Consider the following 24,917-nt stretch of genomic DNA (forward strand, 5'->3'; position numbering starts at 1 on the left):
TTATGATGGCCGCCCTTGGCTTATTTGTGTTTATGCTGAAAACCATCCCGTACCAGAGCCTGCAACACCAGCAATCGTGGCGCTATGGCTTCAATAACCGGATCGGTGCCCGCCCGGCTTTTCAGTTTATCGGGCCGGACAATGACACCATCACCTTATCAGGCTCGCTGTACCCGGAGATCACCGGTGGCCGCCTGTCCTTACTGGCGCTGCAACTGATGGCCGACAGCGGTAAGGCCTGGTCATTTCTGGACGGTCACGGCATGATTTACGGCATGTTTGTGATTGAAAGCCTTGATCAGACCAAAACTGAATTCTTTGCCGACGGAGCCGCGCGTAAAATTGACTTTACCGTCACCCTTAAGCGCGTGGATGAAAATCTGGGCGAGATGTTCGGGGATCTGAGCAACCAGTTAACTGAGATGAAAAACAGCGTGAGCGATAAACTCAGCGGAGTCTTCTCATGACGGGATTTTCCGTTCTGGACTGGGTGAGCGGCCAGCGCCAGACTCCGGTTTACGTGCTCAGTGCCGGTGATGAAAATATCAATACCCGTATCCAGAACCGGCTGATTGCCCTGACTCTGACAGATAACCGCGGCTTTGAGGCGGATCAGCTGGATATCGAACTGGACGACAGCGACGGCCTGCTGGCCTTGCCGCGCCGGGGCATGGCGCTGTCCCTGCATCTGGGCTGGGCAGGGGAAACCCTGCACCACAAGGGCCAGTTTATTATTGATGAAATTGAATACAGCGGCGCGCCGGATAAAATCACCCTGCGTGGCCGCAGTGCCGACTTTCGGGCGACGCTCAACCTCAGCCGTGAAATGTCGTATCACCAGAAAACCCTGAGTGACATCGTGCGTACCATTGCCCAGCGCAACAACCTGCAACCGGAAGTGGATAAGGCACTGGCAGCTGTCAGGCTGAGCCATATTGACCAGACACAGGAATCCGACGGCAGTTTTCTCACCCGGCTGGCCAGACAGGAAGGGGCGATTGCCACCGTCAAGAACGGCACCCTGTTGTTTATCCGGCAGGGACAAAATCAGGCCGCCAGTGGGCGCCCGTTACCACAGGTGAACCTGACTCGCCAGTCGGGGGATGGTTACCGGTTTTCACTGGCTGACCGTAGCGCCTATACCGGCGTCTCAGCCAGCTGGCTCAATACCCGTGAGCCACGGAAAAAAACACAGGTCACGGTGAATCGTAAACGGCGCAAAACCACGCCCCAAAAAAAGGAAGAAAAGCAGGGCGATTATCTGGCAGGCAGTGAGGGGAATGTGCTGGTGATGAAACACACCTACGCCAATAAAGCCAATGCCGAACGCGCCGCCAAAGCCGAATGGGAGAAAATCCAGCGCGGGGTGGCGTCGTTTTCGATTCAACTGGCCAAGGGCCGGCCGGAACTGTTCCCGGAAATGCCGGTCAGGGTCAGCGGCTTTAAACCGCAGATTGACGGCACAGACTGGACACTGGTCACCGTCACCCATACCTTAAATGACAGCGGATTAACCACCGCGTTAGAACTGGAAGTGAAAATCTCTGATGCTGACATGGGCGTCTGATCTGCTATAATCGCGCCATCGCCTAACATAGCTGGCGCTTTCCTGATAATTAGAGGTACTCACATTATGATGAGATGCCCCCTTTGCGGCCACGTCGCCCATACCCGCAGCAGCTTTGAACATACCACCGAAACCAAAGAACGTTACAATCAGTGCCAGAATATCAATTGTGGTTCCACATTCGTCAGCCATGAAACTTTTGTCCGTTGGGTGACTAAGCCGACTTTACTTGAGTTTGCTCCGCCACACCCTGCCCGTGGGCAACAAACGGTTATGTGCTTCGATAGCCCTTAAGATAATCAGCCCCTCATTTTGGGGCTTCTTGTATTGTCATTCTATCCATTCAAAGAGTTATCCGAATTTTACCCCATCATTAAGTTTGTTCTCTTTGAAAGCAACATTGCTGTTTTAGATTCCCGTGCTAATATGACAACACAAATGACAACATTTTTTGCAGCAGAGTGAACTAAGGGAGGATGAATGGAGACGATTCATTTTCGTATTGATGAAGAAACCAAGCGCTTAGCCATGCAAGCGGCTAAACGCCATCAGACAGACCTGACAAAGTTAATGAGACAAAAAGCCGAAGAATTGGCGAATGAAGAACGTGAGTATCAAAAAAATACCCATGCTTACTGGTTAGAAGCGGAAATTGAAAAAGCCATTGACCGATGTGAAAACGGGGCGGTTTATTTTATTGATGATGCTGAAAGTCAGCGCCGGATGGCTCTGCTGCGTAATAAGCTGAGCAGGGGATAAAGTGATAACGATTTCATGGGAAGAAACCGCGCAAACTGACCGGGAGCAAATTTATCTCTACTTCTTTGAGCAGGCAGGGCTGTTATTGGCTGATGAAATTGACGCAAAGTTCGTGGAAATGGCTGAACTTCTGAGAGTAACCCCGTATGCAGGCATAAAGGTTCGTAACAGCCCGGATGAGCGTTATAGAAAACTCGTAGTCCCTCATTTTCCCTTTATCGTGCTCTACCGTTACGATGAGGATATGGAAAATATAAAGATCCTCAGGATATTGCACACCGCCAGAAGAATAGCCGGGCTTTTCTGAGTAAAAAATTTCTTCCTGATTTTGAGGAAACCCCAGCCAGATAAAAACTGACAGGGGTTTTTGTTTATTTGGGTTGGTTAACTCAGCAAAGAATGGGTTTAAAACCTTTCGTGGCACTATCACTTTCCAGTTTACTGACGCGGAAAATTATTTTTGCATCGCCACTTCATCGCCATTTTTTGTTTTTACGGCTTAGTAATTGCGCTGAACAATAATTATTCACAAAGAATGCTTTTTTATTCACTGAAAATATTTTTAAAAAATAGAAAAGTCAGGCTTTAGCAGGGGGTAAAAAGCGGGATAAATGATATTGGATAAATAACCAGTGGTGCCGAGGTGCTGCCAATCTGTTGTCAATTTTGAATTTTCGTGCAATTTAAACCCAAGAAAAAAGCCACCCGAAGGTGGCTCTTTTTATTCCCTAACTCACTGTTTTATCAGTCAGTTTTAACTTGGTGCAGGGCGGGACTAGTAAGTTAAGTTAATCAATTGAATTAGTTGGATTTATTTTTACTTATTCATTTTATGCCCCTTTTTGTGCCCCTTGTTTCTTCTTGGCTATCTATTTGATTTTAAAAATTTTTTAGGGTAATAAAAACAACGCCTACAGCATATAGGTTCTGTTATGGTAGTAATTCAATATGTGATGCCTAGCTAATCGCAATTATCCTGTCAATTCTAATTTAACGATGTAATCGGTTCTGACTGTTTGTTCTAACCCACCTATATCCCATGCCAGTTAGAGCAAATGCTTATACATCTCCTGTTCATATCATTTTTATTTATAAAAAGTTATTCAAGATTTGAACGTAAATGTTAACATAGTTCGAAAACTGCATTATCAATGTAGATAAACTGTACTCACTGGAATAAAATTTATCAAAGTATCTAAATTATCTTCAAATACATAGAGGGTTTATTATAATCGCCCTTAAGAGGCAAAACTGGCTTCATAACCAAGATTGAATAAATAGCGATTTACAAAGTGTTTTGTATTAGCGATACAGACCACCACTAAAAACTACCAAAAAAGGTCGGATAATGTCAGAACTTACAGATAACCAGAAAAAAATTAAGCAAGAACTTGAAATTGCTAGACAAAATATCAAAACAGATGGGTACTCGATGTCTATTGGTGAGTTGATAAATTTATATAGAGATGAAGAGCTAAAACTGGATCCTGCTTTTCAACGCTTATTCAGATGGAATAACGAACAAAAAACGAAATTAATCGAATCAATTTTAATTGGAATTCCAATACCTGAAATATTCGTCGCACAAAAGAGTGATGGCACATGGCACGTCGTTGATGGAGTGCAAAGACTCTCTACACTTTTGCAACTCACAGGTAATCTACCAGATAAAGAAAAGCTTACTATGACATCATGTAAGTATATACCTTCTCTAGTTGGCAAAAAGTGGAATGACCTTCCTATTGAAACTCAACGTGAATTAAAAAGAACCAAACTAAAAATCAATATAATACTCACTCAAAATAGTGATGAAGCTCAATATGAATTATTTCAAAGATTGAATACAGGTGGCACATCTTTATCTGATCAGGAAGTCCGTAATTGTTTGATTCTTATGCTAAGTCCCGATTTTTTTGACGTCATAAATAATTTAAAAGAATATCCTAATTTTAAAGAATGTTTAAAACTTGAAGACCACCATTTTGAAAAAGAATATCATATGGAATTAATCCTCCGTATGTTCATTGGTTATTATAATAAAGTAAACTATAATAGTTATTCTCCGTTGAGCTATGTAATATTAAGTGAGTTTATAGATAAGGAAACTATAAATCTCATTCGGAATGCAGATGTTCATGAATTTTCAGAAGTATTCAGAAAAACATTCGATTTGTTAAAAAACTCATTGGAAAAAAAAATCATTTCTAAAATACTATCCAGAAAAGGATGAGTTTTCAGGGGCATTTAATGTGTCTATTTTTGAAATGTTGACTGTGGGAATTAGCTCTAATATTGATAAAATTGGAGACTTAGGTAAAACCCAACTAGAAGGCATGATAAAGAATTTATATAGAGAAAAAAGTATCCAAGAAGCTTTGGGGCGCGGGGTAAGAGCTATTATTCGTTTCCGCAGTACTACAGAAGTAGCCAGAACCTATTTTGGGGAGTAGCTATGGCTAAGCTCACAATAGAATCTTTCACTGATTTGATAAATGACGACTTGTTGTGGCGTAAAAAGGAAATTTCTGATCTCTTATTTTTACATAATGATGACAATAATTTATTAATATTAAAATCAGCCATTTTATTAATGTATTCTCATTGGGAAGGATATGTAAAAAACATATCAAAACAATATCTTATTCTGATATCAGATCTTAATTTAGAGCTAAGTAAATTGGGGTTTAATTTTGAGGCTATTGATCTTAAGGGAGATATTAAAATGTGCTTAAGCTCCAGCGATAGTCTAAATATTGTCAATGAAATTAATTTCTTAAATAAGATTTATGATAATAACGGAAAGAAATTCAAACTCTCATCTCAGTTCAAAAAAGGAAAAGACAAGTCCATTATTAATACGAGAGACAACCTAAATATTGAGATTTTCCAGTCATTTTTGAAGATCATTGGTATGTATGAGTTCAAACCTCTTCAGACTAGAATAGCCTATATTGATGAAAAGCTTCTAGGAAATAGAAATATTATTGCTCATGGTAATAAAATACATCCTAATTCAAACACGTTTGACGTGGATATTTTAGAAATAAAAAAATTAAGAGACTTCATGATATTGATAATGGAGTTTTTGAGAGATGAAATTATTTATTTTTCAGAACAAGAACTTTACCTTCACTCTAATCATAATAAAATAGAATTTCGCTCTGATTTTATAAACTCAAACCTCGAGAAGGCTATAAAATAAATTTATCCAGAAACTGAATAAATAAAATCCTCGCTGTTGCGAGGATTTTATTATATAGGAATGTCTTTAACTACACCTACAGTCAAATGCCTCATACGCACTCTATCATTTAAAAAGTCATTAGTAGATTTTGATTTCAATACTTTCATCAATGCCTTGCATTCCTCAAGCTCTCCACTTTTAGGTGTAATAACAATCATATGATTTTCTACGGCGACAAAGCCATTAACATTTATCAAAGTTGCCGCAGCACGATAATTATCGGATGGACTTGAGGTCCGTTTTACTACAACAAAAGGTGGTTTAAGAACTGTGCCTTTAAAGAGCCGCGTTTCGACAATATCATCAATATACCTCCAAGTTGGACAGTTTTTAGGATGAAAGTAAGGGTATTCATTCCCTTCTTCTGGATCTCTATACGCGACTAAAGGGCCAACTCTGACGTGATACTTATCTGATAATTTGACGTATTCGTCTAATTCTTTATGCCATCTAATAAAATGTTTTGGTTTATCCACTTTACTTCCAGAAAGCACAAACACATCTACGTCAGTTTTCAAATTGAATCGTCCCCAAACTTCACATTGAGCCTGAAGCGAATCATTAACAAACTCTCGAAATACACCATAGCGTGTACCTGAACGCAGAACATCAGGTAAGATAGCGCTAATTTGACATTTTTCCGGCAGAATGCGTAGGTATGTATCAAATATCACCCCTGCCGCATTCACTTTACCATTTTTCCAATAATCTCGACGAGGTGATGACCAGTCAGAGAAAGGAGGATTCATAATCGCATGAGTTACTTGTGATAATTCTTCGGAGGACAGCGTCATAGTATCTCGGCAAACAATATTGCTTAAAAGCAATAAAGCATCTTCAATACTGCAGTCTTTGTACACCCCTCGGTATAACACTTCAATTATTATCCTTAATTTCGTCGCCTCTACAAAAGACTCGTGGATATCATATCCCCAGAGAACCTTTCCCCATTTCGATAACGTTTGGGACAGTGTAGCCTCTACACTTAACTTACGAGAACAAGCGATTAACAAATTCCCCGCGCCACATGTAGGGTCTAAGACTACAGAGTCAAAAGTAATTGGTACCCTGAAAGAGTCAACAGTAACAGTTGCTAATTTTGAACCTGTAAAAAAACTACCAGCCTCACGCATGTCCTTAATTGATAAGCATTCTCTTAACACTGTATCTATTGAGTCAAGATCTACCATATCACTTAATATATTAAAATCACGAAAGTTTTCATCTAATTCTAGATACTTTCGAAGGCTGGTATTATGTAAGTTAAGTTGATTCATACACTCAAACTGCAGTTATTATTAATCTAAATATACCACAGAAGTAACACTATACCTATTCCTTATTCTCCTATAACTCACTGATATAAAAAGATAACATTTAAACAGATAATTATAATTACAAAATTAAACAATAGGTTAGCAATACGTGTTAGTCAAAATATTCTACGTATTATAGACTGATCTACATCATCAATATTGGACACAGCGTTAAACTAGTTTTCCATACGGAAGACAAACTTAAAGTTGCTAATTTAGCTTTTGGTAAAGATGATTTCTGTCTGATTCCGAGCTTTACGCTCAATAAGTTGACCGTTCATATCAAAATACCGACTAGGCCAGATTTCTGAAGGATGTATTCCGAGATAATTCGCAATTATCCACTCACCTTTAGGCCATGGCCTACTGAGAGTATTTGCTAGTGTAGATGAACTAAGCCCCGCTTCACGAGATACTGCCGCTAAGGTTGTACCGCGCTTACGTAATGCAGCAATAATATCGGCCTGATGCCAGTCATTTTTTTGAACATAGTTGTGATTCATTCCTGCTACCCCTTCCATTAATTAATATTGATGGTGGCGATTCAGACAGGGTTCGCAGTACCGGTGGTGTCCAACCGGCGAGGCCGAAGCCTCCCCCGCCTGAATCACCATTGAAAAGGTGATAGCAGACGCACTGGTAGAAACATCCTACCAGTGGGTGAAGTGGTCAACTAAAATTGGTCACGACCTTAGCGTTTTTCCAAAATAATCGCTCTGATTCATTGGGTGTTAATCCATTATTATACCAATGAGGACGAAGCTGGCTGTAATAGCCTGTTATATAATGGGTGATTGCGCGAAAAGCCTCTCCAAAATTGGGATACCCTTCTTCAGGCACCTATTCACTCTTTAAACTCCTGAAAAAGCGCTCCATAGGGCTATTATCCCAGCAGTTTCCCCGGCGGCTCAGACTTTGTTTAATACCATAACGCCCCAATGACTGCCGGAACGCTTTACTGGTATAGTGACTGCCCTGATCGCTGTGAAACATCACACCCCGTGGTCTCCCCCTTGATTCAAATGCCATTTCTAATGCTTTCTTTGTCAATTCAGCGTCCGGAGAGAACGACATGGCCCAGCCAATAGGCTTACGGGCAAACAGGTCGAGGACCACCGCCAAATAAGCCCAACGTTTGCCTGTCCAGATGTAGGTCACATCGCCACACCAAACCTGATTGGGCTCGATGACCGCGAACTGACGATCAAGAGAGTTCGGAATATCAACCGGTTCTTGCTCCCGATGCGAATAACGGTGTTTTTTCTGCTGGCGACTGACCAGTCCCATCTCAGCCATTAACTTTCCGGCCCGCCATCGGCCTAATGGGATGCCTTTTGCGGTTACTATGGCCGCGATGGTTCATGCACCGGCTGAACCCTTGCTCTCGTTAAAAGCTTCCCGAACCAGACTTTTTAATTTGACGTGTTCAGCATCCGGTGTTTTCTTCCGATGACGCCAGGCCTGATAGCTACTGCGATATACGCCGAACAGTTGACAAAGGAAAGCCACTGGATAAAGCACTCTGAATTGCTCGATTAACGAGAACTGTTCAGGTAGTCGGACATCAAGAGTGCTGAAGCCTTTTTTAAGACTTCATTTTCCATTTCAATCCGTTGCAGTTTCTTTTTTAATTCGCGAATTTCAATTTGCTCCGGCGTGATGGGCAGGGCTGTGGGGGCCTTGCCTTGCCGTTCCAGACTCAACTGACGAACCCAGCTCAGGGCTGATTTACTGACATTCATCGCTCTGGCAGCTTCTGCAATACTGTAGTTTTGGTCAAGCACTAATTGAGCTGACTCTAATTTGAATTCGGGGCTGAAACTTCTTTTCATTATGTCACCTGTTGAATTGTCGAAGTGAGAGTATCACCTCTATTACAGTGACCAAAATTAGTGTGCCACTTCAATCCTCACCTAGACCAATGCGTGATTGGAGGAGTATGTGATAAGAGACGTTAAATATAATTGTCTATTTAGGGGAACCTCTAAAAACTCTCAATACAAAAAATAAGGTCAATTTTGCACTTACCAATAAATGACCTTATTGTGTATGACTTTTTCTTGCTTTTTCAGGGGAAAAAATAAACTAACCGCTTTTTCATCACATACCGAAATTAAAAGGCATGAAGGCCGGATTTTCCAAAATAAACCAAACGTTGCAAATCATAACAGGTGGCCGTCAGAATCATCGCAAAATTGGCTCGCAGCTGGCCTACCGTTCGGATAAATTTTTCACCCATCTGAGAGAATGAGCCAAAGATATGTTCTACCCGTGCCCGGGTTTTCGCTATTTTCTTATTTCGGCCTTTCCGGCAGTCTGATAAGGGCTTATTGCGTGACGCTTGCCTCTGAATATGAACACGATAGCCCTGTTCCCAAAACGGCTTCAAAAAACTGGCTGTCATGGACAGCGGCGGTTCCTGTCGCGATATGACGGATCACTTGATATTTTGTATCGACATTAATGGTAAGTTTATAGCCAAAATAACTTTTACCGTGCTTTTTCGTCCAGGTTGCCCCGGTATTTTTCTGGCATCGTTTGTTTGCTGTCCAGTTATCCGGGGTTTTCCCCTGACGGATTTGTTCATTCTCTTCTTTCTTATTGTGCTGCTTAGGAACCGGAATCAACGTGGCATCAATGATTTGACCGCCTTGGGGAATGAATCCCTGTGCCGAAAGCTGATGCTTCGCCTCTTCAAACAACGCCCTGGCACCTTCCTGCCCAATCCGTTTTTCGAAATACCAAATCGTGTTGCGGTCTGGAATATTAATGACATCGGTCAATCAATTGATATTCCATCTTTTCATCGGAAAGATGATGGAAATGTTTCAGGATAATGATGCGAACCATCACCTCAGCCGGGAATGGCGGGCGTCCGCCTTTGGGAGAACTACTACGTGGCGCGACACGGTCTACGGTGTCAGCCCGTGCCGAGAAATCAACATACTTATCAAGAACAAGCAGCGGAGCACCTAATTCATCGATTTTTCGACGGTGATATTCGGATGCCAGCTTGTCTTTTTTTAAAGCAGAACGAGGCGGTATCATGACGGCGCTACCTTGCAGAGATGCATTGTGTCTGTATTTTACTCAATTTGGTGGCTGTGAAAAGTTTTTAGAGGTTCCCTAAGGTTTTAAAAACTCCATGCAGCATTTCGCGCTTATAGCAGTGCGGCTGCAAAGGGCTGGGTGTAACTCCCTGACGGGAGTGCCCTGATATGACCGCATCCCGTTTGCAAGACAGAAGTTATTGTGGCATTGAAGGTAGATTGCAGCTCTATATTCGTATATGAACTCCCGTTTATGTGCAAGACAAGTTCGTTGGGTGGCGGTCATAACTGCGTTCGTACATTCGGCTTCTGTGTTTGCAGGTTATTTTCTGCTGAGCCATGATGGATATGTGCCCACCTGCTCCTTATCGGCCTTAAGACCTTTATTCATTCTTGGTCGTCGGATATATCAGGTTTTGCAGGTGTCGGTTTGACCGATCTCCCATCTCATTTTTCCCGCGCAATTAGCAAGATCAATAAAGCTAAAAAAAGATTTCATTATTCTGTGATTATGACGTCACCCTGAATTTTTCTTCACCCGTTAATATCACCCACGATATTCTGGCGATCTTATTTGCCAGCGCGATAGCCACAATATTAACCGGACGACGCTGCATCAGCTTTTTTATCCACTCACCATAGTTATCATGCCTTCGGTTTATATGGTAAATCACTGCCTTGGCTCCCTGAACCAACAGCTTTCGTATATAACCATCACCCCGTTTCGTTATTCCCGCGAGTCTGGTTTTTCCACCACTGGAATATTGTTTGGGGGTTAACCCCAGCCAGGCAGCAAAGTGTCGACCATTTTTAAACAGACCAGGATCGCCAACGCGGCTGACAATGGCCGTGGCGATCACCGGCCCAATACCGGGAATGGTGGCTAACCGTTGACAGACCTCGTTCTCTTTGAAATACCTGTCAATCATTTCGTTAAGCTCACCGATCCACGCCTGTAAACAGGATAATTGTTCAAGATACATCATGCCCAGTTTTCTCAGGATAAGGGTTATCGCTGACTCACCGTCCTCGATAAACTCAAGGAGACCTTTTTTTAGCGAAGACAGCCCGGTCGGAAAGATAACACCTTCTTCTGAAAACAGACTGCGGATCTGATTTGATTTAGCGGTTCTTTCCTGAATAGCGCCTTCCCGCATTCGGTGCAATGACTGCAATGATTGCTGCTCAGCACTCTTTATGGGGACACAGTGAATATCCCGTCTTGTTACCGCCATACAGATCGCAGCAGCATCATTAGCCTCATTTTTTCCGCCAACAACAAAAGGTTTAACGTATTGGGTTGGCAACAAATGAACCGTGTGCCCCAGCTTTGTCAGTTCCCGTGCCCAATAATGTGCACTATGGCAGGCTTCAATCCCAATGAGTGCATGCTCTAGAGTCGTAAAAAACTTCAACACACTGTTTCGACGTAACTTCCGTTTAATCGTGGTGACACCACGGTGGTCTGTCCCATAAACCTGAAAAATATTTTTAGCAATATCCTCGAACGAGCTTGACGCTCTGGTGACCATTCAGGTTTAGCAAGTCACGGTCTCACCTTTCGTTGTCATCACGACTCTTGCCTCAGCAATCTTTCTGCATTCGTCTTTTTTAATTGAGTTGAAATGAATTTTTACCTGTAAAATACCTCAATAAGGCCTGACACTGACGTACTCTTTTTCATATTCCCGCTGATGAGCAATCAGTGCCCAGACCGTGCGAGCCAGTTTATTCGCCATCCCGACAATCGCAACACTAACCGGCCGTCGTTTTTTCAGTTCGCTTACCCACTGAGGTGGTGTTTTCGTGCATAACGTTGCGACTCTGGCGCCATGGATAAACAGCGTCCTTAGATACGGATCCCCACGTTTACTGATGCCCAGTAACTTAACTCGGCCCCTGTTCTTGTTTGCCGGGGAACCAAGCCCAGATAGGCGGAAAACGCCCGGCCTGATCGGAAAGCAGTGGGATCCCCCATCGTAGCGATGGCCGCTGTAGCAATCAGAACACCAACACTAGGAATTTTCATGATCCGCTGACAATCCGCATTCTGTTTTGCCCATTCAGTCAATTGTTTTTCCAGACGTTCAATTTCTTTATCAAGCTCACTCAGGCGATAATATTGCTCTTCAATCAGGCTGATCAGGAAGGGGGAGAGTGTTATCCTTAGCCGCTCAAGCACCTCGGGTATCGCTTTGTCTAACGATGCCCGCCCCTTATGCACTGTCTCACCAAATTCCAATAACAATCCATGCAATGCATTAATTTGTGCGGTTCTGAATTTCACTCACTGATTACGCATCCGGTGCACAGAAAGTATGGTTCGTTGTTCTTCATTTTTGATAGCGACGGGTTTACCCGGTTGCTGAACTGCCATCCAGATTGCCCTGGCATCCATGACATCGTTTTTGTTACCTAGACGAAAAGCTTTAACAAATTTGGTCTGAAGCAAATGAACTTCATGCCCTAACTTTTTCAGCTCCCGTGCCCAATAGTGGGCATCACCACACGCTTCCATACCAATCAGACAAGGCTCCCGGTTGCTGAAAAAAGTCAAAAAATCCCGTCGTCGTAGCTGTTTATCAATGATTTCACCGGTATATTCATCAACGAAATGAATTTGCATCAGATACTTTGCGATATCGACGCCAACAGGAGTCTATTTCATGAGTGGATCCTCCAGTTATCAGAAAGCAATAGGCTGCTCATTTAGGCACTATAAGGCCGGAAATCTGAGAGGATCCACACCTTACCTCTCAATTTCAGCATAGTACCGAGGGTTACGTGGTTGGGATGTGTTCATTACATTCCCTGTTTTTGCAACACTAATTTTGATTTATGATGGGCTTGCTTAAATCTATCCGGCGTCATATGAGCAAAGATGCCCGCGCCCCAATGAGTTCCGCGCCCGATGAACCTAAAAAAGTGTTCGGCTTCAATGTGCCATTTTTATGCTCAGGTTTTTCATCAGGCCGTTTGGCCGTTCATGTCATCAATAATCAGTCTTCGCAAAACCAAGATGGGTAACTATTTACATTAACAATACTGTCCCTGCTCAGGCAGGGAGATTACCTTTACCGCACGAACACGCTTTGTCGTGTTGTGATGGCCCAAGCTATCCGGGCCAGTTTGTTCGCCAGCGCACAAGCCACTACGCAGGAATGTTTTCTTGCCAGCTGTGTCCTGACCCAGTCAGCAAGCCTTCCTGATTGATGGTCTATCCGTTGGATAAAGACCCGGGCACACTGGACTAAGAGTCGTCGCAGGTTCTTGTTACCGCGCTTGCTTATTCCCAACAGCGTATTTTTGCCCCCGGTACTGTATTGTCGTGGAACTAGTCCTGTGGAGGCCGCAAAATCCCGGCTATGAGCATATTGTTGCCCGTCACCGAGTTGGGAGGATAAAACGCTGGCCGTAATCGGACCGATCCCTGGGATCGTTATCAGCCGCTGCCCCGTCTCATCACAACTCAGGGCTTTTTCCAATTCACCGTCAAGCTCAGTAATTTGTTCAACCAGATAGAAATCGTGAGTGTGTAACCGCATGAGTAACTGGATCAAATAGGGTGGGAGTACATTTTCAGCCAATACCGTTGAAAGCCGTTTTATCACCGCAGTCCCTGTAGGTAGACTAATACCAAATTCCAGTAAAAAAGCCTGCATCTGATTGGTCGTTTTTACTTTATCCCTGATCATCGATTCTCTCACCCGATGTAATGCACGTATTGTCTGTTGAGTTTCTGTTCGGGGCCGGGCAAAGCGCATAGAAGGACGTGAGGCAGCTTCACAGATGGCCTCAGCGTCAACAAAATCATTTTTATTGCTTTTAACGAAAGGTCGGACAAATTGAGGTGAAATTAATTTCGTGTCATGGCCTAAATCAGCTATCCGTCTTGCCATGAAATGTGCGCCAGCACAGATATACTCAACCCCATCATTGTATTCAGAAAATCATTGGCTTTGGTGTGAGTGTTTATAGTAATAAGATGGCGAAAGGGCGTAAAAAACGCCCCTAATAAAGTTACCCCTGTAAACTCGGTATCCAGCTAGTACAAGTGTTCTTATTCTATCCTGTACCATCCCATCAATATAATATAATTATTGGTAATATCGATGGCTTCTCCTTTACCTGTGTTTGATGTTGTGCCTGATACTGCGTGACTATGACTGCCAATATCAACATCGTGTTGGTGATTTCCTTCCGTGCTGGTGTTAAATTTATAATTATCCCAGTCTGAGTGGCCAGAACCATAATTATTATCCGTATCATCATAATAACCATAACGATCGTTCTTTGATTCTCCCCAACCACTATCATGGTAATGAGCACCGGCACTATTTGTTGTTTTTGTTCCATAATCAAATACATCAGTTGTGGCGGAGAATGAGTGATTATGAGGGGGGATCTGTGCATCGGTTAGTGTGATAGCGTCTTTTCCTCCTGTTGATAAAACATTTGAACCCAACCTGATGGTTTTATTCTCACCAATATATTTCCAAACTGTGTTGGGGAATAGAAGGTTTGGGTCTTTACTTTGAGCGAACAATGCAACAATCCCAATGGGGTAGAGTATATCAATTGTGACAGCATGCTTTGCGCGTTCTAACGCTAATTCATCTTCTGTTAGCGCTTTTATTTTGTGCTTGTTATCTTGAATGCTCATATTGGTTCCTCATGAATTAACAACATTGATTGCTAATTAAGCCAAAACATGTATTGAAAATTTTTCTGGCAATATGAGGCGGGATACTTCTCCGCCTGTGAACATCAATAAAATCGGTTCATCAAAACAGGAGAATGAGTTCTGTTGGTTGCTTTATAGATTTGGCTATTTGTATGTTTGTGATGTTAAGGATGACACAGAATGGCTGGAAGGACATTAATAAAATCTATACCTCTGTCGTCGATGAAATTTGCATCATTTTATATAACTCATCGTAAGTCTATACCAATAAACAACTAAAGCATCAGTACAAGTATAGGTGTTATGTTTCTGAGCTTTACTACTCAGACAAAAACATAATTTTTCTAAATTCTTATTATTTAACAGAGGAAGGAGAAAAGTGCTGCTGCCAATTTTGCTGCCATTATATTAGGAATGGATGTTAGGAAAATATTAGGAATGTGATTTTTATTGTCTAGTCCTAATATATGTTGACACTTATTTTACTCAACGCCTGAAGAGTGAATGGATCCCGTTGCTGGGATATCGGAGCACTGAGGAAGCCTATCGGTCGATCACAAGTTATATAACAGGCTATTACAGCCAACTTCGTCCCCATTGGTATAATAATGGGTTGACGCCGAATGAATCAGAAAGATTATTTTGGGAAAACTCCCATGTTGTGACCAATTTTCGTTGACCACAACACATCTCAAATGGTTCATAACGTGTATGGAGCATGGATGACCGAAAATAGTGATGACCAAGTCAAGCTGTTGAATGAAAGACTAGCAATTGCCCCACATATGCTCCAAGCTGTAAATAGAATTTAATTAATACTTATATTAATTAGTTAATCTATCAAACCTGCATATTCATCACTTCACGATACGCACTATCCAGCTTATTCTTGACCTGAATACCCATTTGCAACGAAATGCTTGCTTTCTGCATATTGACCATCACATCATTCAGTTCCACACCGGGTACACCTAGAGTGAAATCTTGTGCCTGTTTAACCGCATTCACGCGGTTTTGGTTTATTTTTTCTACCGCGGCGGTAAGCTGACTGGCAAATCCTCCCTTTACAGGCATAGGCTTAGCAATATTGGCTGCTTGTAATGCCTGCGCCTGCATTTGTTGTAGTACACCTTCAATTGCCTGAATTGACATAAAAACCTCGTGTTAAATCACCCTATTGATTATGTGATTAAATGCCATATTAGCCGTGGGCTGGTTGGCAGTTTTTCCAGACAGCCACCGTAACATAGCCCTTTCAATCTAAAGCGGGTAATTGAAGTAAAAATTAGAAGCTTATTGTGCCATTAAAAGATGTGTGAACAGCGAATAATGACGAGATTAATTATATCAATCGTTTTCAAGTTGCTTTGCAACGGCAAGTGGATGAGTTTTCAGCGGCATAATCAACCATGTCACTGGAGCAAACACCGCCAATCAAAGGGCATTTGAAAGACGACAGGTATACAAGAAAAGTTTTTTCGCTTGCGTATGGGGAGTCTGTTTTGTTACGCCACGCTTTTAGTATTTATGTTGACCAGCAAGGCAAGGATCGTCTATGAGTGCAGCAGCAACCGACGCTGAGAATCCACAGAAGGGTTTCAGCGCTATCATCAGTAGGATAAAAGCTGATCCAAAAGTTCCATTATTAGTTGCTGGCTCTGCTGCCATCGCTATTATCGTTGCCCTTTTTCTCTGGCTGCGCAGCCCTGATTATCGGGTGCTCTACAGCAATCTGAGTGATAAAGATGGCGGTGAGATCGTTACACAATTAACTCAAATGAATGTCCCTTACCGTTTTGCCGAAAACGGCTCTGCCATCATGATACCTACTGACAAGGTTCATGAGATCAGGCTGAAACTGGCACAACAAGGGTTACCAAAAGGCGGGGCCACAGGCTTTGAGTTGTTGGATAAAGAGAAGTTCGGCATCAGCCAGTTTAGTGAACAGGTTAATTATCAACGTGCACTGGAAGGAGAATTAGCACGTACCATTGAATCACTCGGCCCTGTCCAGAGTGCCCGTGTTCATCTGGCATTGCCAAAGCCGTCCCTGTTTGTGCGTGAGCAGAAATCACCCTCTGCTTCCGTCACAGTAGGGTTACTGCAAGGCCGTATTCTGGATGAAGGACAAATCAATGCCATTGTCCATATGGTGTCAAGTAGTGTTGCTGGTTTACCGCCAGGAAATGTCACCATTGTGGATCAGGCCGGGCGTCTGCTGACACAGTCCGATGCTAACGGACGTGATCTGAACACGACCCAGTTGAAGTACATACAGGAAGTTGAGAATCGCTTCCAACATCGCATTGAAACTATTCTGGCACCTGTCGTCGGTCGTAGCAATGTACATGCTCAAGTGACAGCGCAAATTGATTTTTCTCGCCGCGAAGAGACCGCAGAAGAGTATAAACCTAACCAGCCACCTAATCAGGCTGCCGTTCGTTCAAAACAGACCAGTTCAAGCGAACAAAGTGGTGGACCACTGGTTGGTGGTGTTCCGGGGGCTTTGTCAAATCAACCGAGTGCTGCACCAAGTGCGCCGATTGAGAAGCCTAAAGCGAACACTAAAGGTGACGAAAAATCTGATCAAGGACGCAATGGCAATAACCGCTATGAGCGTATGATTAGCAACAATCGCAATAACCGTCATGACGAAACCATTAACTATGAAGTGGATCGCACCATTCGCCATACCCAGTTACAGGCTGGCGGTGTGGAGCGTCTCTCCGTTGCGGTTGTGGTTAATTATGCTACCGTTCAGGGAGAAAAGGGGCCGGAAACTCAGGCTCTGACGCCAGAACAGTTATCCCAGATTGAGGCATTAACCCGTGAAGCAATGGGTTTCTCTGCCGAACGTGGCGATAGTCTGAACGTCGTTAACACACCGTTCAACGACACATCCGAAGTGATAGAAACGCTGCCATTCTGGCAACATCCTGTCCTGCTGGAGAAATCATTAGAACTGGGTCGTTGGTTACTGTTAGCGCTGGTTGCATGGCTGCTATGGCGCAAGATGATCGTGCCACAACTTGCTAAGAAACGTGCAACAGAAAAAGCAGCCCTGGAAGCGCAGAAAAAACAGAGTAAGCAAAAAACTGAATCCAATGCTGAACTGGATGAAAAAATGCGCCGTCAGCTGGCTCGCCAACGTGTTAGTGCTGAGATCCAAAGCCAGCGTATCCGTGAACTTGCAGAAAAAGATCCTCGCGTAGTTGCGCTGGTGATCCGTCAATGGATGAGTAACGAACAATGAGCCTGACCGGAACAGAAAAAAGCGCCATCATGTTAATGACCCTGGGAGAAGATCAGGCAGCCGAGGTGTTTAAGCACCTGAATTCCCGGGAAGTTCAGCAATTGAGTATTGCGATGGCGGGGATGAGACAAATCTCCAATCAACAACTGGCAGAAGTACTGGCGGAATTTGAAGAAGATGCCGGACAGTACGCTGCTCTCAGTATCAATGCCAACGATTACCTGCGCAGCGTATTGGTGAAAGCGTTGGGTGAAGAACGTGCTTCCAGCCTGCTTGAGGATATTCTTGAGTCCCGTGATACCACAACGGGTATCGAAACCCTCAACTTTATGGAGCCTCAGATGGCAGCCGATATGATCCGTGATGAACATCCGCAGATCATTGCCACTATTCTGGTTCACCTGAACCGTGGTCAGGCGGCAGATATTCTCGCCATGTTTGATGATCGCCTGCGTAATGACGTCATGCTGCGTATTGCTACCTTTGGTGGTGTTCAGCCAGCCGCATTGGCTGAATTGACCGAAGTACTGAATAATCTGTTGGATGGCCAGAACCTGAAACGCAGCAAAATGGGGGGTATTCGTACTGCGGCTGAAATCATCAACCTGATGAAGAGTCAGCAGGAAGAAAGCGTTATCGAAGCTGTCCGTACCTATGACGGTGAACTGGCGCAGAAAATCATTGATGAAATGTTCCTGTTCGAAAACCTCATTGGTGTGGACGATCGCAGTATCCAGCGTCTATTGCAGGAAATTACAACCGATTCGCTGTTGATTGCATTGAAAGGCTGCGATCAAGCACTGCGCGATCACTTCCTCAACAATATGTCGCAGCGTGCTGCTGAAATTATGCGTGATGATTTGGCAACCCGTGGCCCGGTTCGTATGTCTCAAGTGGAAGCTGAACAGAAAGCCATTCTGCTTGTGGTTCGTCGTCTGGCAGAAAGCGGGGAAATGATCCTGAATGGCGGTGACGATACCTATGTCTGATAATTCGAATAACAGAAACTGGCAGCCCTGGCTGCCAGGTGAATTAACTCAGTGGGAAACCTTACAGGCAAAACTGGAATCGCTGGACAATGAACAGGAACTCAGCGAACAAGAACGACTGCAAGAACAGGCCAGGATACTGGACGAGTTGAAGAAACAAGCATGTCAGACTGGCCATGATCAGGGTTTTGCTGAAGGGCAATCCCGTGGATACGAACAGGGCATTGAGGAAGGACGGCAAGCCGGGTTTGAACAGGGATTACAGGAAGCCAGGGAGCAACAACAAGCAGTAATTGAACAATGGAAAGCGCTATTAACTGATTTTAACCATTCGCTGGATGGGTTGGATACCGTTATTGCTTCACGTCTGATGCAGCTTTCTCTGACTGCTGCTCACCACATTCTTGGGCAACCAGCAGTTTGTGATGGCACTGCTTTGCTCAATCAGATCCGTGAATTTATCCAGCAAGAGCCACTACTCAGTGGCAAACCACAATTGCGCGTTCATCCACAAAATATCCCACTGGTTGAACAACAGTTGGGTGAGATCCTGAAACTGCATGGCTGGCGCTTGATTGCTGATAATAAACTGCATCCGGGGGGCTGCAAAGTCAGCGCTGATGATGGCGATCTGGATGCCAGTCTGGCGACACGCTGGCATGCAATGTGCCGTCTGGCAGTATCAGGAGAATTGTGATGACGGCAAGACTTAGGCGCTGGCTGGCCACATTAGATTCAATGGAAAAACGTCTGGATAAGACGCCGAAAGTGCGTCGTTATGGGCGTTTGACCCGCGCCACGGGTTTGGTACTCGAAGCAACGGGTTTACATCTGCCTCTGGGGGCAACCTGTCTTATCGAACGGCAAAATGGCAATGCCATTGAAGAAGTTGAAAGTGAAGTCGTGGGCTTTCATGGCGAAAAATTGTTATTGATGCCTCTGGAAGAGTTGGAAGGCATTGTACCGGGAGCCCGTGTTTATGCCCGTTCTTACGGTACAGACGCTGGTGGAGGTCACCGTTTGCCATTAGGGCCAGAGTTACTCGGCAGAGTGTTGGATGGTGCAGGCCGTCCCCTTGATGGACTACCTGCCCCTGATACAGGCTACCGCGCTCCTCTGACTACTCCACCACTCAATCCCCTGCAACGCACTCCTATCCGTGACGTACTGGATGTTGGTGTTCGTGCTATCAACGCTTTGCTAACCGTTGGCCGTGGTCAGCGGATGGGATTATTTGCCGGTTCAGGCGTCGGTAAAAGTGTACTCCTTGGCATGATGGCTCGTTACACTCAGGCTGACGTTATCGTTGTTGGCCTGATTGGTGAACGTGGCCGGGAAGTTAAAGATTTCATCGAAAATATTTTGGGTGAAGAAGGATTGGCCCGTTCAGTCGTTGTCGCAGCACCCGCTGATATTTCTCCGTTACTGCGCATGCAGGGGGCTTCCTATGCTACTCGCATTGCTGAAGATTTTCGCGATCGCGGCAAGCACGTTTTACTGATTATGGATTCCCTTACCCGTTACAGCATGGCGCAACGTGAAATTGCACTGGCTATCGGTGAACCTCCGGCAACCAAGGGTTACCCCCCTTCAGTGTTTGCCAAATTGCCGGCACTGGTAGAGCGGGCGGGTAATGGCGTCAGTGATGGTGGCTCAATTACAGCCTTTTATACCGTTCTGACAGAGGGTGATGATCAACAAGATCCGATTGCCGATTCTGCCCGTGCCATTCTGGACGGCCATATCGTACTGTCGCGGACATTGGCAGAATCCGGGCATTACCCTGCCATTGATATTGAAGCATCAATCAGTCGTGCCATGACTGCACTGATTGATAATACCCATTATCGGCGGGTACAGCAGTTCAAACAGCTACTTTCCAGCTACCAGCGTAACCGGGATCTGATTAATGTCGGTGCTTACGCTGCCGGTAGTGATCCTTTGTTGGACAGGGCGATTGAATTGTATCCGCATATGGCTCAGTTCCTGCGTCAAGACATTGAGGAACGCAGTGAGTTCGATGCAGCATGTACCCAACTGCAACAGCTATTACCGATCTAAGATGCTGAGGACATAAATGCAACGACACTCCCCTCTTATGACTCTGCGTGACCTTGCTCAGGACGCAGCAAAAAAAGCCGCAGTACAGCTTGCACAGATACGACAGAGTCATCAGCAAATGGAGCAGCAACTCGCAGCGTTAATGGATTATCAGGATGAATACCGTACACGTTTAAACACCACACTCAGCGGCGGCATGTCCAGCTCAACATGGCAAAACTATCAGCAGTTCATGAAAACGCTGGAAATGGCAATTGAACAACACAAATTACAGCTCAACCAATGGAAAAAACGGCTTGAGCAAGCCATGTCACAGTGGCAGGAAAAACAGCAGCGTCTGAATGCTTTCGACATTCTGCAACAGCGGGCAGAACACAATTTGAAGTTACACCAAGATCGCATGGAGCAAAAACAAATGGACGAGTACGCACAACGTGGTGCACAACGGAGAATGAAACAATGAATCTCACTCTTTTGCCTACTGATTTAACATCGACGGAAAAAATGGCAGGAAAAAGTCAGCAGACCCTGTCGGACAGTAACGAGTCTAAAGACAAGACACCGGAATTTGGACTGTTTCTCAATGCAGAGACGGACACTTTACAGAAAGCCTCTGTTCAGACCCGTTCTGCTCAAAGCAATTCGGCTAAAACCAATTCTGTTCAAAGTAATAAAGTCCGTGGAAATAGTGAGAATGGTGAGAAACGTTCCACTGATAACAAAATAGAAGGTGAATTAACCCCTTCATTAGTTGTCGTTGGCCAAACAACCATACAGGACAAATTTTCGGCATTACCTTCAACATCAGCTTCAACATCAGCTTCAATATCAGCGTCAACATCAGATAATGATGCAGAACTTACTTTACTGGACGATGAAGACCCTTTGTCTGCTGAAACGTTGATCAACACTATGCCTGTTCAACTGGCCGGATTAATCAGTCGCCAGTCAACCGGGGACAGTTCAGAAAATCCAGATGACTTGTCAGACATTGACAACAACATTGATGGCACCTTAGCTGGCAAAACAGCCAGGGGAGATATAGTGCTGGCGACTACAGAACCGGCAGAGCATACCGAAGATAAGGGTTTGGATGACGATATCCGCTCTTTTATCAGGCAAGATGCTGCCTCGATCAACAATGGGCAGACTTCAGCCAAAAACCGATCCGTATTGGCATCAACTAGCGAAAAAGTGAAATCCACTGCTAATAATACTGACCCGAATTCAATTCCATTAACGAGTGGCAAGGAGAATAGCGGGAAAAAGTTCGCGTTCATACAAGGGGCATCAACATTAGCAACGGCTTCTACGGAGACTTTCTCTTCTGGAGCGCTACACACCTTGTTTGCTTCTCCCCACATTTCCGCGGGCCATCAAACAAACGGGCAATTTCAGTTAAATGGCACACCTGCGCCTTTACTGAGCGCCCATCCTGGCAGCGAAGAGTGGCAGCAGCAACTAAACCAACACGTGCTGTTTTTTAACCGTAATGGATTACAACAAGCTGAGTTACGCTTACACCCGCAAGAACTGGGGGCACTGCATATCCGCATGAATGTTGAAGACAATCAGGCACAATTACATTTTGTCTCTGCCCATCAACATGTCCGTGCCGCTTTAGAAGCAGCCCTGCCTAATCTTCGCCATGCGCTGGCAGAAAATGGCATCCAACTGGCTCAAAGCAGTGTAAGTAGTGATACATCAGGGAATTGGCAACAGGAACAGCCAGCAGATCCACAGCAACAGGCCAATACCAGAACCCATGCTGAAAGTAATGGAACACTAGCAGCAACACAAGCGCCAACAACTCATGAATCAACGATCAGAATTACTCCTCGACAACTCGCTTCAAGTCGGGGTGGCGTTGACATTTTCGCCTGATTATCTGCCTGATTTCATCATTTACGGCAATAAACTGTAAAAAAACGAAACAAGGCCGATAACAAACGCGTGAGTTAATGGTTTTTCCCACGTTTGTTCCTGCCATTGCCGGAACAAAGACGCGGGATAATTGATATTGAATTTGATGAATAAGGAGTTTCGCCACGGAATGCGCGGTATCTTATTCGTTACAGAAAACAGGAATTCGTCTGTCCATGTCTGATTATAGCTACGAGCGTAAACGCACAAATCCAATTTGGATGATACTGTTAATACTGATTGCTGTTCTAAGTACCGCCATCGGGGGATATAGCTGGTGGACAATGAAGCAATCCAGCAATAACAGTTCAGAAAAAGCCAAAGTCATTCATACTCCGGTATTCATGACATTGGAACCTTTCACCGTCAACCTGATCGACAACGAAGATCATTTTGATCGTGTTTTGTATGTCGGGGTGACATTACGTCTGTCCGATGAAACAACTCGTCAGCGCTTCCATGATTATCTGCCAGAAGTTCGTAGCCGTATGCTGCTGTTACTATCCCGCCAGAAATCGACTGATCTGGCGAAAAATGACGGCAAAGTACGTTTAGTGGGAGATATTAAACAGACACTGAGCCCGACACTGATACCCGGTGAACCTGATCAGGTAATCACCGATGTATTGTTTACTACGTTTATTCTGCGATAATCACGATGAGTGACAATATTCTTTCACAGGCAGAGATCGATGCTCTGCTCAATGGTGACAGTGCAGCTGCGGATGATGCAGAACAAATCGCGTCATCCGTGGAGAGTGAGGTTCGCCCTTACGATCCCAATACACAACGCCGTGTTGTACGTGAGCGTTTGCAGTCACTGGAAATCATCAATGCACGCTTTGCCCGCCAATTCAGGATGGGGTTGTTTAACATGTTGCGCCGCAGTCCGGATATTACCGTCGGTGCCATTAAGATCCAGCCTTATCTTGAGTTTGCCCGCAATTTGGCCGTGCCGACTAACCTCAATCTGGTTCACCTGAAACCATTGAGAGGAACCGCACTGTTCGCTTTTGAACCTAATCTGGTTTATATCGCTGTTGATAACCTGTTTGGTGGTGATGGCCGTTTCCCGACGAAAGTGGAAGGCCGTGAATTCACCTATACCGAGCAGCGTATTATCAACCGGATGCTGAAACTGGCGCTGGATGCCTATCGCGACGCATGGGATTCTATCTTTAAACTTGAAGTGGAATACGTGCGTTCCGAGATGCAGGTGAAATTCACCAATATCACGACATCACCCAACGATATCGTGGTAACCACGCCATTCCAGGTGGAGATTGGCGACCTGTGCGGGGAATTCAACATCTGTATTCCATTCGCCATGATCGAACCTCTGCGTGAACTCCTGACCAATCCTCCGGTGGAAAATGTGCGTCAGGAAGATGGACAGTGGCGTGAAAGTCTGGTGAAACAAGTTCAGAACTCAGAGCTGGAACTGGTGGCGAATTTTGTTGATATCCCCCTGCGCCTGTCAAAAATTCTCCAACTGAAAAGTGGCGATGTTTTACCGATTGAAAAACCTGAACGTCTCATCGTTCACGTTGATGGTGTGCCAGTGCTCACCAGCCAATATGGAACACTCAACGGGCAGTACGCCCTGCGTGTTGAACACCTGATTAACCCTGTTTTAAATGCTCTGGATGAGGAAAAGCCCAATGAGTGATGCTAAACAACCCGCAGATACCAGATCGACTGAAGACTTGTGGGCAGAAGCGCTGGAACAACAGGCCGCACAGCAGACCTCTGACAGCGGCGCGTCAATCTTTGAGAGCCTTGAGCCACAGGATGCGCTCTCTCAGCTCTCCGATATTGACCTGATTATGGATATTCCCGTTAAGCTCTCCGTTGAACTAGGGCGCACTAAAATGACCATCAAACAACTGCTGAAACTGTCTCAGGGTTCAGTGGTATCACTTGATGGCCTTGCCGGTGAACCGCTGGATATCCTGATCAACGGCTATTTAATTGCACAAGGAGAAGTGGTTGTCGTATCTGACAAATATGGTATCCGTATCACGGATATCATCACGCCTTCTGAACGTATGCGTCGCTTGAGTCGTTAACC

Annotated in this window: 23 protein-coding genes and 5 pseudogenes; 19 read left to right on the forward strand and 9 right to left on the reverse strand. The window is 44.6% G+C overall.

Annotated features, from left to right (window positions below; genetic code table 11):
• The first annotated feature begins 2 nt into the window (after positions 1–2).
• The 8 genes from BDD26_RS16810 (at position 3) to BDD26_RS16840 (ending at position 5,528) form a co-directional block, all read left to right on the forward strand.
• Positions 3–467 carry a phage tail protein gene (locus tag BDD26_RS16810; protein ID WP_115827193.1) on the forward strand — a complete coding sequence of 155 codons (465 nt, stop codon included), beginning with the start codon at positions 3–5 and terminating at the stop codon, positions 465–467.
• On the forward strand, positions 464–1,567 hold the full coding sequence (locus BDD26_RS16815) for a phage late control D family protein (RefSeq protein ID WP_115827194.1): 1,104 nt from the start codon (positions 464–466) through the stop codon (positions 1,565–1,567). The genes BDD26_RS16810 and BDD26_RS16815 overlap by 4 nt, the downstream gene beginning before the upstream one ends.
• 66 nt (positions 1,568–1,633) lie before the next feature.
• The gene (locus BDD26_RS16820) at positions 1,634–1,861 is read left to right on the forward strand and encodes an ogr/Delta-like zinc finger family protein (protein ID WP_115827195.1); all 228 of its coding nucleotides are present in this window, start codon (positions 1,634–1,636) and stop codon (positions 1,859–1,861) included.
• Between the two features lie 186 nt (positions 1,862–2,047).
• Positions 2,048–2,326: a damage-inducible protein J gene (locus BDD26_RS16825; RefSeq protein WP_115827196.1), complete on the forward strand. Its 279-nt coding sequence runs from the start codon at positions 2,048–2,050 to the stop codon at positions 2,324–2,326.
• Between the two features lies 1 nt (position 2,327).
• Positions 2,328–2,633 carry a type II toxin-antitoxin system RelE/ParE family toxin gene (locus tag BDD26_RS16830; protein WP_115827197.1) on the forward strand — a complete coding sequence of 102 codons (306 nt, stop codon included), beginning with the start codon at positions 2,328–2,330 and terminating at the stop codon, positions 2,631–2,633.
• Positions 2,634–3,674: 1,041 nt separating this feature from the next.
• Positions 3,675–4,556 carry a DUF262 domain-containing protein gene (locus BDD26_RS16835; protein ID WP_211305490.1) on the forward strand — a complete coding sequence of 294 codons (882 nt, stop codon included), beginning with the start codon at positions 3,675–3,677 and terminating at the stop codon, positions 4,554–4,556.
• Positions 4,557–4,575: 19 nt separating this feature from the next.
• A complete protein-coding gene (locus tag BDD26_RS19810) occupies positions 4,576–4,776 on the forward strand; it encodes a hypothetical protein (RefSeq protein WP_211305491.1) in 201 nt (66 codons plus the stop codon).
• A 2-nt stretch (positions 4,777–4,778) separates the two neighbouring features.
• Positions 4,779–5,528 carry an MAE_28990/MAE_18760 family HEPN-like nuclease gene (locus BDD26_RS16840; RefSeq protein WP_115827198.1) on the forward strand — a complete coding sequence of 250 codons (750 nt, stop codon included), beginning with the start codon at positions 4,779–4,781 and terminating at the stop codon, positions 5,526–5,528.
• A 50-nt stretch (positions 5,529–5,578) separates the two neighbouring features.
• Here the strand turns inward: BDD26_RS16840 and BDD26_RS16845 are convergent, their stop codons facing one another.
• The 6 genes and pseudogenes from BDD26_RS16845 to BDD26_RS16870 form a co-directional block, all read right to left on the reverse strand.
• Positions 5,579–6,847, reverse strand: coding sequence for an N-6 DNA methylase (locus BDD26_RS16845; RefSeq protein ID WP_115827199.1), 1,269 nt, complete (start codon positions 6,845–6,847; stop codon positions 5,579–5,581).
• A gap of 254 nt (positions 6,848–7,101) precedes the next feature.
• Positions 7,102–7,389: a helix-turn-helix domain-containing protein gene (locus tag BDD26_RS16850; protein ID WP_115827200.1), complete on the reverse strand. Its 288-nt coding sequence runs from the start codon at positions 7,387–7,389 to the stop codon at positions 7,102–7,104.
• 166 nt (positions 7,390–7,555) lie between these two features.
• Positions 7,556–8,718: pseudogene (locus tag BDD26_RS16855) on the reverse strand (IS3 family transposase).
• Between the two features lie 281 nt (positions 8,719–8,999).
• Positions 9,000–9,931 (reverse strand): annotated as a pseudogene (locus BDD26_RS16860) (IS5 family transposase).
• Positions 9,932–10,445: 514 nt separating this feature from the next.
• A complete protein-coding gene (locus BDD26_RS16865; protein ID WP_115827201.1) occupies positions 10,446–11,468 on the reverse strand; it encodes an IS110 family RNA-guided transposase in 1,023 nt (340 codons plus the stop codon).
• Positions 11,469–11,585: 117 nt separating this feature from the next.
• Positions 11,586–12,562, reverse strand: a pseudogene (locus BDD26_RS16870) (IS110 family RNA-guided transposase).
• Between the two features lie 245 nt (positions 12,563–12,807).
• Between BDD26_RS16870 and BDD26_RS19635 the strand changes: the two are divergent.
• Positions 12,808–12,963 (forward strand): hypothetical protein, encoded by a 156-nt coding sequence (locus tag BDD26_RS19635; protein WP_170140422.1) that lies wholly within the window; start codon positions 12,808–12,810, stop codon positions 12,961–12,963.
• Between the two features lie 47 nt (positions 12,964–13,010).
• Here the strand turns inward: BDD26_RS19635 and BDD26_RS16875 are convergent.
• Together BDD26_RS16875 and BDD26_RS16880 are read right to left on the reverse strand one after the other, a co-directional pair.
• Positions 13,011–13,853 (reverse strand): annotated as a pseudogene (locus tag BDD26_RS16875) (IS110 family RNA-guided transposase); the annotation flags it as partial.
• A 143-nt stretch (positions 13,854–13,996) separates the two neighbouring features.
• Positions 13,997–14,599, reverse strand: a complete 603-nt coding sequence (locus BDD26_RS16880) for a phage baseplate protein (protein WP_232217432.1) — start codon at positions 14,597–14,599, stop codon at positions 13,997–13,999.
• 502 nt (positions 14,600–15,101) lie between these two features.
• Here BDD26_RS16880 and BDD26_RS20385 point away from each other — a divergent pair.
• Positions 15,102–15,299, forward strand: a pseudogene (locus tag BDD26_RS20385) (IS3 family transposase); the annotation flags it as partial.
• 161 nt (positions 15,300–15,460) lie between these two features.
• Here BDD26_RS20385 and fliE read toward each other — a convergent pair.
• The gene (fliE, locus tag BDD26_RS16885; protein ID WP_038262766.1) at positions 15,461–15,772 is read right to left on the reverse strand and encodes a flagellar hook-basal body complex protein FliE; all 312 of its coding nucleotides are present in this window, start codon (positions 15,770–15,772) and stop codon (positions 15,461–15,463) included.
• A 403-nt stretch (positions 15,773–16,175) separates the two neighbouring features.
• Between fliE and fliF the strand changes: the two genes are divergently transcribed.
• The 9 genes from fliF to fliN all read left to right on the forward strand — a co-directional run bounded on the left by fliF (position 16,176) and on the right by fliN (position 24,915).
• The gene (gene fliF, locus BDD26_RS16890) at positions 16,176–17,873 is read left to right on the forward strand and encodes a flagellar basal-body MS-ring/collar protein FliF (protein WP_115827202.1); all 1,698 of its coding nucleotides are present in this window, start codon (positions 16,176–16,178) and stop codon (positions 17,871–17,873) included.
• Positions 17,870–18,862, forward strand: coding sequence for a flagellar motor switch protein FliG (gene fliG, locus BDD26_RS16895; RefSeq protein WP_038262760.1), 993 nt, complete (start codon positions 17,870–17,872; stop codon positions 18,860–18,862). Before fliF ends, fliG begins: the two co-directional genes overlap by 4 nt.
• Positions 18,855–19,559, forward strand: a complete 705-nt coding sequence (fliH, locus tag BDD26_RS16900) for a flagellar assembly protein FliH (protein WP_115827203.1) — start codon at positions 18,855–18,857, stop codon at positions 19,557–19,559. Before fliG ends, fliH begins: the two co-directional genes overlap by 8 nt.
• Positions 19,559–20,923: a flagellar protein export ATPase FliI gene (gene fliI / locus BDD26_RS16905; protein ID WP_038262756.1), complete on the forward strand. Its 1,365-nt coding sequence runs from the start codon at positions 19,559–19,561 to the stop codon at positions 20,921–20,923. The genes fliH and fliI overlap by 1 nt, the downstream gene beginning before the upstream one ends.
• 16 nt (positions 20,924–20,939) lie before the next feature.
• Positions 20,940–21,386: a flagellar export protein FliJ gene (gene fliJ / locus BDD26_RS16910; RefSeq protein WP_038262753.1), complete on the forward strand. Its 447-nt coding sequence runs from the start codon at positions 20,940–20,942 to the stop codon at positions 21,384–21,386.
• Positions 21,383–22,807, forward strand: a complete 1,425-nt coding sequence (locus BDD26_RS16915) for a flagellar hook-length control protein FliK (RefSeq protein ID WP_115827204.1) — start codon at positions 21,383–21,385, stop codon at positions 22,805–22,807. The genes fliJ and BDD26_RS16915 overlap by 4 nt, the downstream gene beginning before the upstream one ends.
• Positions 22,808–23,022: 215 nt before the next feature.
• Entirely contained in the window at positions 23,023–23,499 is a 477-nt protein-coding gene (gene fliL / locus BDD26_RS16920; protein WP_115827205.1) for a flagellar basal body-associated protein FliL, read from the forward strand.
• Between the two features lie 5 nt (positions 23,500–23,504).
• Positions 23,505–24,515 carry a flagellar motor switch protein FliM gene (gene fliM / locus BDD26_RS16925; protein WP_038262744.1) on the forward strand — a complete coding sequence of 337 codons (1,011 nt, stop codon included), beginning with the start codon at positions 23,505–23,507 and terminating at the stop codon, positions 24,513–24,515.
• Complete coding sequence (gene fliN / locus BDD26_RS16930; RefSeq protein ID WP_038262741.1) at positions 24,508–24,915, forward strand: flagellar motor switch protein FliN; 408 nt, start codon at positions 24,508–24,510, stop codon at positions 24,913–24,915. Before fliM ends, fliN begins: the two co-directional genes overlap by 8 nt.
• Positions 24,916–24,917: the final 2 nt, after the last annotated feature.

Source organism: Xenorhabdus cabanillasii (assembly GCF_003386665.1).
GTDB lineage: Bacteria > Pseudomonadota > Gammaproteobacteria > Enterobacterales > Enterobacteriaceae > Xenorhabdus > Xenorhabdus cabanillasii.